The 15,769-nt window shown below is 67.3% G+C and carries 19 protein-coding genes and 1 tRNA gene; 8 read left to right on the forward strand and 12 right to left on the reverse strand.

Going from position 1 to position 15,769, the window contains the following annotated elements; translation table 11 throughout:
* Positions 1-91: 91 nt before the first annotated feature.
* The gene (locus ACVWYO_RS02015) at positions 92-1,195 is read left to right on the forward strand and encodes an NADH:flavin oxidoreductase (RefSeq protein WP_457348537.1); all 1,104 of its coding nucleotides are present in this window, start codon (positions 92-94) and stop codon (positions 1,193-1,195) included.
* A 459-nt stretch (positions 1,196-1,654) separates the two neighbouring features.
* Here ACVWYO_RS02015 and ACVWYO_RS02020 read toward each other — a convergent pair whose 3' ends face one another.
* Positions 1,655-2,302 (reverse strand): NrsF family protein, encoded by a 648-nt coding sequence (locus ACVWYO_RS02020; protein ID WP_457348538.1) that lies wholly within the window; start codon positions 2,300-2,302, stop codon positions 1,655-1,657.
* A gap of 307 nt (positions 2,303-2,609) precedes the next feature.
* On the opposite strand from ACVWYO_RS02020, the gene ACVWYO_RS02025 reads away from it, so the two are divergent.
* Together ACVWYO_RS02025 and ACVWYO_RS02030 are read left to right on the forward strand one after the other, a co-directional pair.
* A complete protein-coding gene (locus ACVWYO_RS02025) occupies positions 2,610-3,038 on the forward strand; it encodes a thioredoxin family protein (RefSeq protein ID WP_457348539.1) in 429 nt (142 codons plus the stop codon).
* A gap of 3 nt (positions 3,039-3,041) precedes the next feature.
* Positions 3,042-4,016, forward strand: a complete 975-nt coding sequence (locus ACVWYO_RS02030) for a hypothetical protein (protein WP_457348540.1) — start codon at positions 3,042-3,044, stop codon at positions 4,014-4,016.
* Positions 4,017-4,214: 198 nt separating this feature from the next.
* Here ACVWYO_RS02030 and ACVWYO_RS02035 read toward each other — a convergent pair whose 3' ends face one another.
* Genes ACVWYO_RS02035 through ACVWYO_RS02050 form a run of 4 tightly spaced genes read right to left on the reverse strand, consistent with a single transcriptional unit; the run spans position 4,215 to position 6,528 of the window.
* Positions 4,215-4,679 (reverse strand): DoxX family protein, encoded by a 465-nt coding sequence (locus ACVWYO_RS02035; RefSeq protein ID WP_457348541.1) that lies wholly within the window; start codon positions 4,677-4,679, stop codon positions 4,215-4,217.
* Between the two features lie 2 nt (positions 4,680-4,681).
* Positions 4,682-5,410, reverse strand: coding sequence for an HvfC/BufC family peptide modification chaperone (locus tag ACVWYO_RS02040; protein ID WP_457348542.1), 729 nt, complete (start codon positions 5,408-5,410; stop codon positions 4,682-4,684).
* Positions 5,403-6,236, reverse strand: coding sequence for an MNIO family bufferin maturase (gene bufB / locus ACVWYO_RS02045; RefSeq protein WP_457348543.1), 834 nt, complete (start codon positions 6,234-6,236; stop codon positions 5,403-5,405). The genes ACVWYO_RS02040 and bufB overlap by 8 nt, the downstream gene beginning before the upstream one ends.
* Positions 6,237-6,249: 13 nt before the next feature.
* Positions 6,250-6,528: a BufA1 family periplasmic bufferin-type metallophore gene (locus ACVWYO_RS02050; RefSeq protein ID WP_457348544.1), complete on the reverse strand. Its 279-nt coding sequence runs from the start codon at positions 6,526-6,528 to the stop codon at positions 6,250-6,252.
* A gap of 230 nt (positions 6,529-6,758) precedes the next feature.
* On the opposite strand from ACVWYO_RS02050, the gene bufA2 reads away from it, so the two are divergent.
* Positions 6,759-7,028: a BufA2 family periplasmic bufferin-type metallophore gene (bufA2, locus tag ACVWYO_RS02055; protein WP_457348545.1), complete on the forward strand. Its 270-nt coding sequence runs from the start codon at positions 6,759-6,761 to the stop codon at positions 7,026-7,028.
* Between the two features lie 594 nt (positions 7,029-7,622).
* Here the strand turns inward: bufA2 and ACVWYO_RS02060 are convergent.
* The 6 genes from ACVWYO_RS02060 to ACVWYO_RS02085 form a co-directional block, all read right to left on the reverse strand.
* Positions 7,623-8,348 carry a cytochrome c biogenesis CcdA family protein gene (locus tag ACVWYO_RS02060; protein ID WP_457348546.1) on the reverse strand — a complete coding sequence of 242 codons (726 nt, stop codon included), beginning with the start codon at positions 8,346-8,348 and terminating at the stop codon, positions 7,623-7,625.
* 174 nt (positions 8,349-8,522) lie between these two features.
* Positions 8,523-8,912, reverse strand: a complete 390-nt coding sequence (locus ACVWYO_RS02065; RefSeq protein WP_457348547.1) for a thioredoxin family protein — start codon at positions 8,910-8,912, stop codon at positions 8,523-8,525.
* Between the two features lie 78 nt (positions 8,913-8,990).
* Positions 8,991-10,064 (reverse strand): ABC transporter permease, encoded by a 1,074-nt coding sequence (locus ACVWYO_RS02070; RefSeq protein ID WP_457348548.1) that lies wholly within the window; start codon positions 10,062-10,064, stop codon positions 8,991-8,993.
* Positions 10,064-10,801 (reverse strand): ABC transporter ATP-binding protein, encoded by a 738-nt coding sequence (locus ACVWYO_RS02075; RefSeq protein WP_457348549.1) that lies wholly within the window; start codon positions 10,799-10,801, stop codon positions 10,064-10,066. Before ACVWYO_RS02075 ends, ACVWYO_RS02070 begins: the two co-directional genes overlap by 1 nt.
* Positions 10,779-11,864, reverse strand: a complete 1,086-nt coding sequence (locus tag ACVWYO_RS02080) for a 3-oxoacyl-ACP synthase III family protein (RefSeq protein WP_457348550.1) — start codon at positions 11,862-11,864, stop codon at positions 10,779-10,781. The genes ACVWYO_RS02075 and ACVWYO_RS02080 overlap by 23 nt, the downstream gene beginning before the upstream one ends.
* Positions 11,861-12,442, reverse strand: a complete 582-nt coding sequence (locus tag ACVWYO_RS02085) for a 3-oxoacyl-ACP synthase (protein WP_457348551.1) — start codon at positions 12,440-12,442, stop codon at positions 11,861-11,863. The genes ACVWYO_RS02080 and ACVWYO_RS02085 overlap by 4 nt, the downstream gene beginning before the upstream one ends.
* A 215-nt stretch (positions 12,443-12,657) precedes the next feature.
* On the opposite strand from ACVWYO_RS02085, the gene ACVWYO_RS02090 reads away from it, so the two are divergent.
* Positions 12,658-12,966, forward strand: a complete 309-nt coding sequence (locus ACVWYO_RS02090) for a hypothetical protein (RefSeq protein ID WP_457348552.1) — start codon at positions 12,658-12,660, stop codon at positions 12,964-12,966.
* A complete protein-coding gene (locus tag ACVWYO_RS02095) occupies positions 12,956-13,756 on the forward strand; it encodes a hypothetical protein (RefSeq protein ID WP_457348553.1) in 801 nt (266 codons plus the stop codon). Before ACVWYO_RS02090 ends, ACVWYO_RS02095 begins: the two co-directional genes overlap by 11 nt.
* 444 nt (positions 13,757-14,200) lie before the next feature.
* Here the strand turns inward: ACVWYO_RS02095 and ACVWYO_RS02100 are convergent.
* Positions 14,201-14,287: transfer RNA gene (locus tag ACVWYO_RS02100), tRNA-Leu, on the reverse strand.
* Between the two features lie 218 nt (positions 14,288-14,505).
* On the opposite strand from ACVWYO_RS02100, the gene ACVWYO_RS02105 reads away from it, so the two are divergent.
* Together ACVWYO_RS02105 and ACVWYO_RS02110 are read left to right on the forward strand one after the other, a co-directional pair.
* A complete protein-coding gene (locus ACVWYO_RS02105; RefSeq protein WP_457348554.1) occupies positions 14,506-15,105 on the forward strand; it encodes a DUF4337 family protein in 600 nt (199 codons plus the stop codon).
* A gap of 100 nt (positions 15,106-15,205) precedes the next feature.
* Positions 15,206-15,751: a DUF2076 domain-containing protein gene (locus tag ACVWYO_RS02110; RefSeq protein ID WP_457348555.1), complete on the forward strand. Its 546-nt coding sequence runs from the start codon at positions 15,206-15,208 to the stop codon at positions 15,749-15,751.
* Positions 15,752-15,769 lie beyond the last annotated feature (18 nt).

Below are 15,769 nucleotides of genomic sequence, written 5' to 3' on the forward strand. Positions count from 1 at the left end.
CGGCAGCTGGTATTTACCCCTTCAGCAGCAGAGGCGATCCCGCGCTCTTGCGACGAACACGCCGGAATGCGTGCTTTTGGAGGACCGGACAATGGACATCGACACCAGCACGCTCTTCACGCCGATCGTGATAAACGGCCACACAGTCAAGAATCGCTTGTCCGTCGCGCCGATGACGCGGATCACGGCGACCGAGGACGGGCGGGCGACCGAAACGATGACCCGCTACTATGAGCGCTTCGCGCGCGGCGGCTTCGGGGCCGTCATCACCGAGGGCATCTATACCGATCAGGATTTCGCGCAGGGCTACCACCAGCAACCCGGAATGACCGACGCGGCGCAGGCGAACGCCTGGAAGCCTGTCGTAAGCGAGATCAAGACGAACGGCGCACTTGCCATCGCCCAGCTCATGCATGCCGGTGCGATCAGCCAGGGCAACCGCTTCCGCGACACCAGTGTGGGACCGTCCGCGATCCAGCCGAAGGGCGAGCAGATGGCGTTCTACCATGGCACGGGCCGCTACGCCGTGCCCGCCGCTATCACGGATGAGCAGATCGCCGACGCCGTCAACGGCTTTGCCGAATCGGCAGCTCGCGCGATCGGGATCGCCGGTTTCGACGCGATCGAGATCCACGGCGCCAATGGCTATCTCCTCGACCAGTTCCTGACAGACTATGCGAACACCCGTTCGGATCGTTGGGGTGGCACCACCGAGAACCGCGTGCGTCTGATCGTCGAGACCATCAAGGCGGTGCGCGAAAAGGTCGGCGCCAGCGTCCCGGTCGGCATCCGTATCTCTCAAGGCAAGGTGAAAGACTACGAACACAAGTGGGCCGACAGTGAGCGCGACGCGGAGATCGTCTTCGGCAGCATCGCAGACGCCGGTGCCGACTTCATCCACGTGACCGAATACGAAGCGTGGAAACCTGCGTTTGCCGACGGGGGGCCATCGTTGATGCGCCTTGCCAAGCGGTACGCGCCCAAGGCGGCGATCCTCGCCAATGGCAATTTGCATAACCTCGACCGCGCGGTGGCCGCGCTCGACGACGGGGCCGACGTCTTGACACTCGGGCGTGGGGCATTGGCCAATCCCGACCTGCCCCGCCGGCTGCTAGAGCGGGAAACGCTGCGGACCTTCGACCCGGCGATCCTCGGCCCCATCGCCAACATCAAGGACGTCGAATTGGCGATCTGAGACAGTTCGGTTCGACCCGACGCCGTCCCTCTCGGCGGCGTCGGGTCGATCCCGAACCTGGAGCGGGGCGATGGGGTATCATGCCGGCCCCGATTGCCGCACCCGCGGTGGCGCGACGGCGTTGATCGACCAGCCGTGCGCTTCGGCGATGGCGCGACCGTCCAGCACAGCCCGCTCCCCGACGACGGATCTGCCACCGCCCGCAGCGGTCTCGTCGAACAACCGCTGGCCGAATAACCGACGCCCTTCGGAACCGGATCGTCGATGATGAGCCTTTGGCCGCAACGCCGCCTGGAGACTTATGCTGGCGCGCGATGCTTTGCGCGAAGCCCGCGATCGACGCGCGACCATGCGGCGTTGGCCACCCTCATCCGAAGTTCGGGAGGGTTTTCGTAAGGACGTCCCTTCTCGGTCGAGACCTGGCGCGGCGTCCGCCTCGGTCGCAATCGTCGGACATCGTCACCATCGAAGCAGACGCGGACCGAGTGTCGCTCCAAGCAACGTCGCGACCCCGAGGCCGAGCGAATACCAGAGCAGCACGAAACCGGGCGAGGTCTCGGCGCAGTGCAGCGCGTAGATGGACGCACCCGTGGCGCCCGACACGAGACCCGCCGCAGCGCCCGCCGCCCTCAGCCTGGTCGGCGCCAGCCGCGACATCGCCCACATCAGACCGACGAAGACGGGCAGCGCGAGCGCCGCGACATAGGCGGGGCACTGCCGCCAGCTGGATCCCATCCAGAACGCCTTCGCATCGCCGGAAGGTGCCGCGGCCCAGCGCATCGCGGCGACGGCGGCCAGCACGGCGACCGGGGGCCAGAGCAGCCTCAACCAGTGGAGCGTTGCTGCGTTCGGCCTGCTCAGCCGATCGAGCGCGACGAACCCGAGCGACGCGATCGACGCCGTATAGAGCAGCTTGATCCAGAACGAGACGGTCAGCACCGCGACGGGCATGTCGGGTCGCGGACCAAGGCCGGGCCAGAACAGCACGGCGACCCCGGCGACCACGGCGCCGGTGACGAGACCCTTGCGCAGCATTATCCGCGTGGCTCCGCGGGGCACGGGTTGCAGCCCGCTCGACAGTTCCGCAATCAACACTTCGGTTTTCATCAAACGCTCCGTCGAACACTCGTCCGACGGGCCTCCGCGCCGCGAGTCTTCCCTAAAGTTCGGTGCGATCGGCGATTTGGTTACCGGGCTCGGGGATTTTGCTGACCTCCCGCCTTGGCTAACCAACGTCGCGGCGATCCTCGCGCGTGCCGGATCCCTTCTCCGCGCCGCGCCGGGCGGTGCCGACGTCAGCTCGAGCCACTCGGCGTACCACGCCTGTACCGCCCCGGGCGCCCCGGTCTTGTAACCAGGTGGCGCGCACAGGCGAACTGACGTGCATCTCTTGCCCCCAACAGGGAATGCCACAATGAACACCCGGTCGCCCCGCTCCACCCTTTCCGCTGCGCTCGCGTTCCTTGGTTCGGGTGTGGCCTTCGCGGCGCTCTCCCTCTTCGCCGCCCCGGTCCAGGCACAGCCAGTTCGCCCCTTCAGCCTGGCGACGCTCAAAACCGCGCAGGCGGCGGGCAAGCCCGTGCTCATCGACGCCTTCGCGCCCTGGTGCCCGACCTGCCGCGCGCAGGCGCCGACGATCGACGGTCTCGCGACAGATCCGGCCTATCGGGACCTACTGATCCTGCGGTTGGACTACGACCATCAGACGACCGAGAAGAAGGTGCTCGGAATCAGCAAGCAGAGCACGCTCATAGCGTTCAAGGGGGGCAAAGAGACCGGCCGTACGCTCGGCATTACCGATCCTGGCCAGATCAGGGCCTTCGCTGCCACCGCGCTACGCTGAGCCATGACGCGGCTCGATCGGCGTGCCGTCGTCCTCGGCATCGGCGCCGCTGCGATCGGCGGTGCCTCGCTCGCCGCCGTCGTGCAGCCTGCCACCTATGAGGATCCAGGCGACATGTACGCCGCCCTGCGGGGCCAGTCCGGTCAGCGGTTGAGGATAGGCGGCGGGAGCATCAATGTCGTCTTTGCCGATGGGGCACCGGGCCTCTCGCGGGGCCCCGTGATGCACTGGATCCGGACGGCGGCGATGGCGGTCACGGCGTATTTCGGCAGGTTCCCGGTCGAAGATTATGGATTGCTCGTCATCGCGGAACCGGGCGATCGCGTCGGCCACGGCACCACGTTCGGCTTTGACGGCTCCGCCACCCGAATCCATGTCGGCGTCGGCGCAGGGCGCGAAGCCTTCGCGCGCGACTGGGTCCTCGTGCACGAGATGGTGCATACCGCGCTGCCCGACCTCCCGCGCCGCGCGCTCTGGCTTCAGGAAGGGAATGCAACCTATGTCGAACCCCTCGCCCGCGCGCTGATCGGTCAGCTTGCGCCGGCGGAGGTTTGGCGGGAAGCCCTTCAAGGGATGTCCGACGGCAACCCGCACGCCGGCGACACGGGCATGGACGGCACGCTCGCCTGGGGACGCCTGTATTGGGGCGGCGCACTCTTCTGGCTTCAGGCCGAGATCGCCATCTACCGGGACACGCGCGGCGCGCAGTCACTCCGCGCCGCGCTCCGGCGGATCAACCGCGTGAGCGGCGGCAATACGGCGACTTGGTCGCCAGAGCAGCTAATGACGGTTGGCGACGCGGCACTTGGCGCAACGTCGCTGATCGCGCTCTACCGCCGCTTCGCGACCGCGCCGGTCGAAACCGATCTGCCGCGACTGTTCGAGGCGCTGGGCGTCGCGGTGGCACCGGATGGCGCGCTTACCTTGGACGACAGGGCACCCCTGGCGCAATTGCGCCAGGCGATTACGGCGCGCTGACCGTCCTGCGACCTGCATTGTCGAGCTTGATCAGCACGTTCCCACGGGTCCGCGACGGCGCGGCGCTCGGCGTTGACGTAACACTTTAGTGGATCCGCTTGGCGCACCGTGGCGCGCTCTGTCGCCATCGTACAAGATCCACTGCGGCGACCTCCAATCGCGGCCGACGAGGCCGCCTGCAACCGGCACTGCTAGTGCTCAGCCTGCGGCATAATCGCGCGGTTTCGTATTGCGCGCGGGATCCAGGCCCAGAAGATAGTCGAGCGACACTTTGCCACCGCCACGAAACACGATGGGAAGCAGCAGGCCCGCCCAGCTCAGGTGCGTCGGCCAGGCATCGGGATAGACGAACACTTCGATCACGATCGTCATGCCGAGCAAGCCGAGAGCCGCGACGCGATTGAACAGTCCGAGCACCAGCAGGATCGGGAAGAGATGCTCCTGATAGGCCGCGAGATGCGCGGCAATATGCGGTGGAATCAGCGGTATCCGATAGTCCGTCTCGAACAGCGTGTAGGTGCTGTCGGTAATGTGCAGCAGTCCATCGACCTTGGTGCGCCCCGACATGAAGAACACCCCGGCGACGCCGAGGCGTGCGACCAGCAACAGGATCGAGCCCGAAAATCGGTCGAGCAAGGAACAGAGGCGTCTATAGAAGTTCATGGTCATTTCCCTTTCGGATCATCTTGGACGAAGGCGCCGGCGGACAGCAGTGCGGCAAAGATACTCGCGACATCCCCGCCTTTGGCGGAAGCATTGGCAGCAGCCTGCGCGAGCGTCGGGCCCGCAAGGAAGGCTCTCGTCGGTCCATCGATGACGCGAATCTCGACCGCGTCGCCCGGCCGTGTGACGAGGACCGTCTCCTCGACCCAGACGATCTCGGCGAGCGCGTCGGGCCCGGCGTCGGGCTGATGCGCGAGCCACAAGCTTCCCAGAGGCATCGGTGCCGTCGCGGTACGGGTTGCGGGATGCCACCGCAGAACCGCCTCGGGGTCGATACCCCGGGAAAGGTCCTGCGGATCCAGGGGTGCGCGGTCCGCAGCGAACAGCGCCTCGGTCACGAGGCGTTCGAGCCCTGCGACGGCGCCAAGATACGGCGCTTCGGCGAACGGGGTCCAAGCATCGACGAAATGCCCGAAGGCGTCGCCATATAGACAAAGCCGCGCCTCGCGTGGTGGCGCGACCGCGACGTACGCGGCCGCGCATGCGGCGAACGCGTCCTCGCCGACGATCGCGGCCGTTACCGGGTAATTTGCGAACAGCGCGTCGCGCGCCGCCTTGGTCGCGGTATTGCGGTGAATCGCGAGCGCGCGCCGCATGGCCGGGTCGCTCGCACTTTCGGGGGATTCAAGCATGGCGCCAAAGGCCTGTTGAAAAGTGGCGGTATCATGCATCGATGGTCGTCCCGTATTCGAGCAGATGATGCGCGCGATCGCGCTCGCGCATCAGCGCGGCGAAGGGCGGGATGTCGTCGTCGCGCTCGATCAGCGTCGGCCGCGGACCGATGCGCTCGATCAGGCGTCGATACAGCATCCACACCGGGTCCGAGATCGGCGCATCGTGGCTGTCGATCAGCAACCCGCTCTCCTGGTCCGGGTCGGGCCTGTGCCCGGCAAGATGGATCTCACCGACGATCGACGCGGGGATCGCATCAACCCGTGCGTCAGCCGAGAAACGCAGGTTCGCCGCGCTGACATAGATGTTGTTCACGTCGACGAGCAGCCCGCATCCCGTGCGCCGCGCCAGTTCGGTGAGAAAGCTCGCCTCGCCGAAGTCATGACCGGGCAGCTCGACATAGAGCGATGGATTCTCGACCATGATCGTGCGACCCAGCGCATCCTGCACGCGCGCCACGTTCGCCACCGTGATGTCGAGCGCCTCGCGGGTGCGCGGGAACGGGAGAAAGTCGGCGTGATGCGCACCCTCCCATTTCTGCCAGGCGAGATGGTCCGAGACCGCCGCAGGCCGGATCAGGTCGGAAAGCGCTTTCAGCCGCCGCAGATGGTCCGCCGAGGGCGGCTCCACCGACGCGAGCGACAGGCCGACGCCGTGGAGCGCGATCGGGAAGCGCTCGGCGAGCGCGACGAGCGCGCGCAGCCGCGGCCCTCCCTCGACCATGTAATTCTCGGCATGGACCTCAAACCACAGGCCCAGGTTTCGCGCCGTCAGCGCTTCATCGAGATGCTCGAGCTTGAAGCCCAGGCCTGTGGTCATGGTCATCGCAGCGGACTCCTCAGGCGCCCGGGATGAGCGAGCCGAGGCCCTTCGGCGTCTTGATCTTGGCGCAGGTGCCGGCCGGCACGAGCTTCCAGGCGTCCTTCTGATAGTCGACCTTCGAGGTGCCCGCGCAGGTGGTGCCGGCGCCGGCCTTGCAGTCGTTCTTGCCGGCCTTCGAGACGCCGTAGCACTTCTCCATTGGCTTGCTCGCCTGTGCGTGGGCGGCCGTGGTCGCGCCTGCAGCGAGGGACACGAGCAGCAGGGCGCTCAGGGCGGTAGTTGTACGTTGTGTCATGGGACGGTCTCCAATCAGCCTCACGTGCGACGATCCATCGGGGGATGGGTCGCCGCACGGTGGTCCGAGAGGCTGATGGGAACGGACCACGGCGTTCAGTCCGCTCGATCCGACGCCGTGGTTACAGATTGGCCGCGACGTCGGATTTTTATCGCGTCTGTAACCGGGCGTCTTCTGGTGGCGAAATTCCCAGCGCCACTCGGCAAACGTCATCCATCAGGAGTATCCCCATGAAGACCTTCAAGACCGGCGCCGCCATCGCTTCCGCCGCTGCCATGTTCGCCCTGACGGGCCTCGCAATGACCGCTCCCGCGCAGGCCGCTGGCAAGACGGCCAAGGTGCAGCCCTGTTACGGGGTCAATTCGTGCAAGGGCACGTCCGATTGCAAGTCGGGCACCCATGACTGCAAGGGCCAGAACGACTGCAAGGGTCAGGGCTTCAAGGATCTTTCGACCAAGGCTTGCGCCAAGATGGGCGGCAGCCTCACCCCCCAGGGCTAACCATCCGCAGCTCGGCCGAAACGGTCGGGCGCATTCCCGTCTGCAACACCGTCCGGCGGCGTCAGGCTATCGGGCGGTGTTGCGTGTCGCGGCGCTTCAGTGGCATGTGTCCTCCGTCATCTGCAGGATCGGACGGATCGTGCCCGGCGCCGATGCCAGTGGAATTACTGCTGCACCGCCCACCATCGAGCGTTCAGCGGGCGACCGGCCGCCACGGCCAGCAGCCGTGCTGTCGTGCTGCAGCAGCGACACAGTGCCGGCGCCAGCCAGCGTCAGGGTATCGACCGCCTTCGACGCGTCGATGTCGTATCAAATCTGCGGCGCGACCGCCTCTCCGGCAGCAGTCGGCGATCGTCGATCGCTGCGCCCAGGAGGGCGAGGCCGGCAAGCACGAGTCCCCAGCGGCGAAGGCCGCGGCGAGGAGCGATACCGGCCGAAGATCCTCCACCAGGGTATCAATGAGGGCGTCATTCACCATCGGTTTGCGGGTGAACACCCGACGCCAATGGTGCCAGTTCCCGATGGATAGTCCTTCGACGAGCGATCCGGCCTCGCACCGCGGACACGCAGCGCGGCGGGGCCCTGGCGCATTGCTCAGATCGCCGTTGTCAGGTTCGTAAGCCATTCCGGCGACATCTCGAGAACGTAGCCCTCGATCAGGTGGTCGGTTCCGGTAAGGATGAGCAGACCAACCGCGATCAGCAGCGCGCCGAGCGCCTTCTTGCCCCCGCTTCCCGCGCTCATCAGACGACCGCGCCAGCGAACGATCACCGAACGGGCCGCGAGCGCCAGGATCAGCAGGACACTTGCGATCCCGAGACCAAACGCCGCCAGTACGAACGCGACCTCGCCAAGATCCTGCCCCTGCGCCGCGAGGACCGTCGCCGCGCCCAGGGTCGGGCCGACGCACGGGCTCCAAACCAGCCCGAGCAGCATGCCGATCGCGGCCTGCCCGGGCAGACCGAACCGTTCCATCCCCGCCTGCCGCGCGCCAGCCCATCGCGCGAGCGGGGTGGCGAGACGCTCCGCAAGGCGCTGGAGTTGCGGAACGACGAGTGCGAGACCGATCACCGCGAGAATGACTGCGCCGGCGATGCGGACACCGTCAGTGTCGAGGCCAAGCGACTCCCCAGCGGTCGCGATCACGAATCCAGTCACGGTGAACGACACCACCAGACCCGCCGCCAGCGCGAGCGGTCCGAAGCGATGCTTCTGCGCGGCACTGCCGAGGACGATAGGAACCAGCGGCAGCACGCAGGGCGACAGGATGGTGAGCGCCCCTGCCGCAAAGGCGAGCGCCGGATTCAGGACGCTGCTCATCGCCGCGCGTCCTCGGCAGGCCAAGATGCGGCGGGGATAAGGCGATGAAGGCACATGGGGTGGGTTCCAGCGTTGCGAGGGATCGGCCGGCGCGATCGCCAGCCATGATGAGAGTTTCGCAAGCGAAGCGCAGGAAGTTACACTGGCAATGGTGCCAGGGCACCGGCCGTGGCGTCAGCGAACCGCTGAGGCGAGGAGCGCGTTGATGGCGTCCTTGTTGGTCAGGTATGCTAGGCGCCCAACCTCCCGCTGGCCGCGGTATGCGATCAAGGTCGCCTGTTTGCGCACGCCGAAGCCTCGCCAGACTGGCTTCTGCGTGTCGTAGTTGATCCGAAAGATGATCAGTTTGTCATAAGCGGGCGACAGGACCGCCTGCCGGATCGTGTGATTCTGCGAGAAGCAGACGGGGCACCACCAGGCGTGCACGTCGAGCAGGATGGGGCGGCCTTGAGCCTGCGCCGCGACGAAGGCGGCCTGATCGAAGGCCCTGAACTCGGCGGCATGGGCGGGCGCGACCGCCAGGATCGATGCCACGAAGGCGGCTGTGGTCAGACGAAAGGACATGATGCGGTCTCCCGGGAAGGCGGCCAAGCCGTCATTGCTGGTGTGTTCGTGCCAGACGCCCCGCCCGTTACAGACGGCTCAATCGAGCCGAGCCCTGTGTTGCAGCAGCGAAATCGCGAGCACCGCCACAAGGAACAGGGCAATGGGCCCGCCATGGGCGAGGATCGTCCACCCGTCGCGTCCACGCAGGGTGGCGTCGCGCGCGGCGCGGGCGAAATGGGTCAGCGGGAAGATTTCGCCCAGTCGCTGTGCCCAGATCGGCAGCGTCGAGAACGGATACAGGAATCCCGAAAGCAGCATCGCCGGAAGATAGAAGGCGACCGCTCCCTGGAGCGCCGCCAGCTGGGTCCGCGCGCGCGCCGCGAGCGCCTGCCCGAGCACCAGGTGCGCGACGGCGAAGAGCGGAAAGAGCGCAAGGAATGCGGGAAGATTTCCGTGTACCGGCACTGCGAACAGCCAGACACTCGCGACGAGGACGATCAGCCCTTGCAGCGACCCGATGACGGCAAGCGGCGCGACCTTGCCGAACAGCAACGGCACGCGTCCCACCGGCAGCGCCGCCAACGCCTCCCACGTTCCAAGCTCCCGCTCGCGCGCCAGGCTGAGCGCGCCGAGCATCAGCATGCTGATCATCATGATCGTTCCGGTCAGCGTGGGTAGGAAGGCCCAGTCCGGGCGTGCGGACGGATTGAACAGACGTTCCATCCGAAGGCGGGGGCCGATGTCCGCCACCTCGTTCCGCTCCGCGAGCGCATGCCAGTAGATCGCCTCGACCTTGGCCTCCGCCGCATCGGAGACATTGGGATCGGTGGCGTCGATCACCGTCCGAACCGGCTCGAAGGGTGTCGTCGGCAGCTCGATCCCGACCACCGCCTTGCCCGCGCGGACCATGGCCTCTGCCTGGCCCGGCGCAAGATCGCTCGCGGCGACACGGAGCCTTGCAGTGCCGACCAGCTGCGCGACATCGCCGCGCTCGGAGGGCGGTCCCGCGATCGCCACCGCAATGTCGGTCGCCGATGGCCTGATCGCATAGCCGAAAAGCACGATCTGGAGCGCCGGCACCAGCAAGAGCAGGGTGAAACTCGTCGGCGAGCGCAGCAGGCGAAGCAGTTCCACCCGCGCGATGGCGAGCGAGATCGCGATCATCCCCATCAGCGCCGCGTTCCGGCGAGACGGTGCACCACGTCTTCGAGATCGCCGCCCCCCGCCGACGCGACGAAGTCGGCGGGTGTCATCGGCCCCTCGGCACACCCTTCCGCATAGTGGAGCAGGGTCGGGCAGCGCTCGGCCTCGATCAGGTCGTGCGTGCTGACGATGACGCAATGCCCTGCCGCTGCGAACTCGCCCAGCCATCCCCAGATCGCGCGCCGCGTCGCGACATCGAGCCCCGCCGTCGGTTCGTCGAGCAGCAGCAGCGGTGGGTCGCCGAGCGTGACGGCGGCGAATTGCGCGCGCCGGGCCCAGCCGCCGGACAAGCGATCGAAGCGGGTCGCCAGCACGCCGCCCAGCCCGTACCGCTCGGCCGCGCGCGCAATGGCGGTCGGCCGGTCGGGCAGTCGCAGCACGGCTGCGCGAAAGGCGAGATTCTCGGCAACGCTCAACTCCGGGTAGAGCGACAGCTTCTGGCTCATATAGCCGATGTTCGAGCGCAGCGCGGTGCTTGGTCGTCCGATGTCGTGACCGAGGACGTGCCCTTGGCCGGTGTCAGGCCGCACCAGGCCGGCGAGCATCCGGAGCGTCGTCGTCTTTCCACCGCCATTGGCGCCTACCAGACCCAACATCGCACCCGGTTGAAGCGTGAAGCTGACACCGCGCACGGCCCAGGTCGCGCCGTAGCGCTTGCCGAGCTCGCTGACGACGATCGCATCAGACCGATCGACCGGCTTCATAGACGAACCCTCCGAACATGTATTTGGTGGCCTCGGCCCCGAGCGCGAGCGTCAGGGTGCCGGCGGCCGGACGGCGCGCGCGAAGCTCGGCGAGCGCGATCCAGATTGCCGCCGAGCCGGTGTTGCCGACGCGGTCGGCGTTCACCAGGAAGCGTGCCTCCGGCAGACCGAAATGCCCGGCCAGCTGATGGCCGATCCTGCCGCTCGCCTGATGCGGAATGATCCAGTCGGCGGCGGCAAGGTCGAAGCCGCGCGCCGCGGCGGCGCGGACACCGGCGTCGAACAGGGCGCCACCGCCGCGCAGCACCGCGGCGAAATCATGTTCGAACGAAAGGGGGCCGGCGTTCCCGGGTCCGGCCCGGTCCGACCCACCATGCCGCATCTGCAAGCCGGGGTCGCGATCGAGGCCCAGGGCGCCATACCACGCGGCGCGAAGCCGATCCGAGCCGGTCGCTACCGGACCGAGGATCACCGCCCCCGCACCGTCGCCCATCTGCACGAGGTTGACGATCTGGCCCGAGTCGCCGGCGAGCGCCGCAGGATCGAGGAACACCGAACCGGTCTCGGAACCGACGATCGCAACGGGCCGGGCACCGGGCTGCGCCAGCAAGCCGAAGGCGATCATCAGCGCGTTGGCGAAGCCCGTGCAGGCCTGACGCAGTTCGAGATGCGGTCCGGCGAACCCCAGGATGTCGGCAACGAACGCCACATTGGACGGCAACGGCTGTGCGGGCGTGGCCGTGTGTGCGATCAGATAGCCAAGGTCGCTCGCTCGGAGGCCGGCGTCGCGCAGCGCGGCGTCGACGGCCCGCGCCGCAAGAGCGGGATTGCTGGCCCCCGCTCCAAGGCTGTCGATCCGAGCGGCCCATGTCCGGCCGATATGCCGCGTCCGGATACCGAGGCGTTCGGCGACCGATCGCCCCAGCGCCAGACTGCGCCCCTCGAGCCCGGCCTGCCGCAGCAGCGTCTCGGTCGACACGGGCGTACCGGGAAATGCCAAGCCTGTGCCCAGCAGCGACAGCTCGCCGTGCGATTGCCAGGCGCGTGTCAGACCTTCGCTCATGCGCGGTATAGCCCGTCCGGAAGTCGGCCAATATCGTCGAGAAGCCAGCGCGGATCGAACGACAAGGCTTCGAACGCGTCGCCGGCCTCGACGAGCAGCGCACCCAGACGTTCGCGGACTGCGGACCCGACGGTCTTCAGACTGGCCTCGCTCATCCGCGCGACGGCGAGCGAACGCGTGATCCGGACATGACGCGCCTCGTCGCGCGCAATCCCGCGCAGGATCGGAGCCAAGACCGCGTCGTCAGACAGCGGCGTTCCTGTCCGCAGCAGTCGCGACAGCAGCAGGCACACCGCCGAATCCAGCGCGGCGATGCGTGCGAGGCGAACCGCGGCGTCACCACGGCCGAGCTCGAGATGAAATCTCCGCGACAAGGCGCGCGCGCGGCTCTGGTCGGGCGGTGCCGGCAACCCCGCCGCCAATGCCTGGATCACGCGGTCGTGAACCCGTTCCTCCGCGGCAACCCGCCGCAGCGCAAACGCTGCTACGCCTTCCTCACCATGAGCGAGGTCGGTGAAGGCCAGCCCGGCGGCCTCTTCCCCGCATCCAAGGATCGGCAGCAGCACGGCCAACGCCATCGCCGCGTCTGCGGATAGCGTGCCGCGAATCGGCCGGACAGGACGGACATCCGCGGTCGTGAAGCACCGCGGCGATGTGAGGGCTACGCTCGGTTTCGGGGCGTCGCGATGATCCATTGTGATCAGTTCGTCCGATCAGGCGGACGCGTTACATTGTGCGACGAAGGCGGCTCGCTATTGCTACGATTTCGTTCAAACACCGGGTACGCGCGCTGATGCCAGCCGGCGATGTCGTGAAGGACGAGGTTGTCGTGGATCTTATCGTAGCGACGAGACGCAAGCCCGTCGCCGCGGCGCAGGATGCCGACAAGCATGCGCAGCAGGCCGCCAAGCGAATGGAGCCGAAAGCGCGCGGTCCGATCTTTACGAAAGGCCGCGGACTGAGCCGCAACCGCCATGACCCCCGCAATGGCGTCGATACAATTCAACAGGATTGGGTGAACTGGCATGAAAGTACGGCGCGTATCAACGATCCTGTCCGGCATCGCGATGCTCTCATCCCCGTCTACGGTGATGGCGCGTGATGTTGTCCTGCTGTCTGCAAGTTCCGCTGGCATTGAAACGGTGCAGGCTACGGTCGGCGGCCGGAAAGGGAGCTATCTGTTCGACAGCGGTATCGGAACGTCGGGTATTACACCTGCCGTGGCCGCGGCGATCGGTTGCAAACCGTGGGGCAAGGTGACCGGCTTTCGCGCAATCGGCGAACGCGTCGACGTACCGCGCTGCAACGCCAGCCTGGTGAAGGTCAGCGCGTTTAAAACAACTCTGCCGCAACTGTCGGTCTTCGGTCTGGCCAGGTTCATGGGGCCTGCGTCGGCCGGCCTCGCCGGGGTCATCAGCCTCGATGTCTTCGAAGGTCAGATCGTGACGCTGGACGTGGCCCATCACCGGCTCACGATCGAGGACGCGTCCAGTTTCGCCGCGATCCGGAAGACGGGTGTGGAGGTGCCGATCCGGCTCGTACGCGTGGCGGAAGGCGCAGCACTCACCGTGGACATGGGGGTGCCGACATCCTCGGGTACGGCATGGATGGAGCTGGACACCGGCAATTACGGCCCGGCGATGGTCGATCGCACGATTGCCGGCTTGTTCGGTCTCAACCAGTCCGACCCATCGGTGCAGCACTGGGACGTTGCCCCGGCGCAAGGGCTGCAATTTTCCGGGCCCGTGCGGGTCGGGGACCTCATCCTCGACGGGAACCTCGGCCGCGATGTACTCCGCCACTGGGACGTCACCCTGGATCTCGCTCATGGTCGAGGCTGGGTCAGACCGCTCCCTTCCACGACATCGCGGCCTGGTCAGGCTGCCGGATAACGCGATCATTCCCGTCAAATTTTGCGCCTGCGATTTGTTGGCGGGCTGCGGCATTTTTCTATTCGTGTCTCTACCTCGGCGCGCATTCGCATGTCGTCGAGCATGCGCTGACGCGGCCCGGTGACGGTTCGGCCGATCGATCGATCGAATCGACATGGGAGGTGCCTCTCGTTGGAGCAACGCCATCACCCGCGACGGCGCCTGCGAGGCCCAGCTCAGCGCCGGCATGTTCCGTCAGACCAGTCGCACCCCCGCCATGGCGTCGGTGTTGGGTGATGCGGATCGCCGCGCGGTGACGCGGGAATCAATCGGTTGATGGAGTTCTGCGCGATACCGAGACGCCGCTGCCGCATCTTCGGACCTGGCTGCCGAGCGCCCGAAGGGTCGACCTCCGTCCACCAACGCAGGCATCACACTTCAGCGCTGCGCTCCAACTCATTCCGGTGGTGCGGGCGGTCGGGCTCGAACCGACACTCCGATTAAGGAACGGGATTTTGAGTCCCGCGCGTCTACCAATTTCACCACGCCCGCTTGGCCGATCGAGGCGGCGCTGCCGCGCCCGTTCGGCGAAGCGCAGGCCTATAAGCGACGCGTCCGGCGATTTCCAGCGCGATTGTGAAGAATGTCGGTGGGTTCGTCCGCGCCCGGTCCCGCCATTCCGCGGGCGCGATCATGACAGGGATTTCACGAGGAACGCGACGCGCATTGCTCGTACAAGGCCCGCCTCCGCTCATATCTGGAAATGCCCGATGGTCGAAGCTGCCGACGCAAAAGAGTTGATCAACGATGCCATCGAGCGCGCCGAGGCGGAGCGCGACGCCGGCGAGCGCGAGGAACGCGCCACCGAACGCGCCTTTCGCGACCGCGTGTCGCTGATGGTCGGCGGCTTCGCGGTCAGCCTCGCGGTGATCCACATGGCGGCGGCCGGCAGCGCGCGCGAAAGCCTGTTGAAAGGGATCGAGGCGTCCGACACCTTCGCCTATATGCAGGCCAAGATCGTGCGCGAGACGGTGCTGAAGACCGCCGCGCACGGTGCCGCCGCACCCGCCGACCGGCGCGACTGGACCGCCGAGGCCGCTCGTCTGCGCGCGCCCGACACGGCGGGTCACGGCATCGGCCAGTTGCAGGCGAAGGGCGATGCGTTGCGTGAAGACGGCGCCCATGCCGCGCGCGCTGGCGAAGGGTATGAGCTCGGCGAGACCGCATTGCAGCTCGCGATCGTGTTGCTGTCGATCGCCCTGATCGCGCGCTCGCGGCCGATCGTGGTGGGCGCGGCGGGCCTCGCGGTGATCGGAGTGGTGACGGCTGTCGCCACCGCGCTGGGCGTCACCCTGCCCTGGATCGGCTAGCCGCCCGCCGCGCACATGAAATTCGCGTCAGGAAGCGCCGCGCCGCTTGAAGCGCGGGTACGGCCGAACGATCTCCCACTCCCTAATGCGAGGAGTGGACATGACCCCCGACGAACGCACCCTGTTGACCAACTTTCTCGGCGAGCTGACCAGCGCGCGCGGCGGCGCCACGGATAGCGAAGCCGACGGCCTGATCCGCCAGGCGCTCGCCGCCAACCCCGATGCCGGCTATTTGCTCGTCCAGCACGCGATCGTCGCCGACCAGTCGCTCCACGCGGCGCAGGCGCGGATCGCCGAGCTCGAGCAGCAGCTGAGCGCCCCTGCCCCGGCGCAATCAACCAGCTTCCTCTCGCCTGCCGGCGGCCCATGGGGGAACCGCGCCGCGGCCTATGCCCCGCCTCCGCCCGACGAGCGCCCCGGCATCTTCTCGGGCGGCGGCGGGCTTGGCAGCTTCCTGCGCTCGGCTGGCACGACCGCGGCGGGCGTGGCGGGCGGCGAAATGCTGTTCAGCGGACTGTCGGGGCTGTTCGGCGGGCATCGCTCGGAAGGGTTCGGCGGCGGCCAGGGCTTTTTCGGCGGTGGCGGCGAGGAGAATGTCGTCATCAACAATTACGGCGACGACGACGACGATCGCGGCACCTGGTGACCGCAGCGGCGCGCGGGG

The sequence above is a fragment of the Sphingomonas sp. UYP23 genome (genome assembly GCF_054059235.1).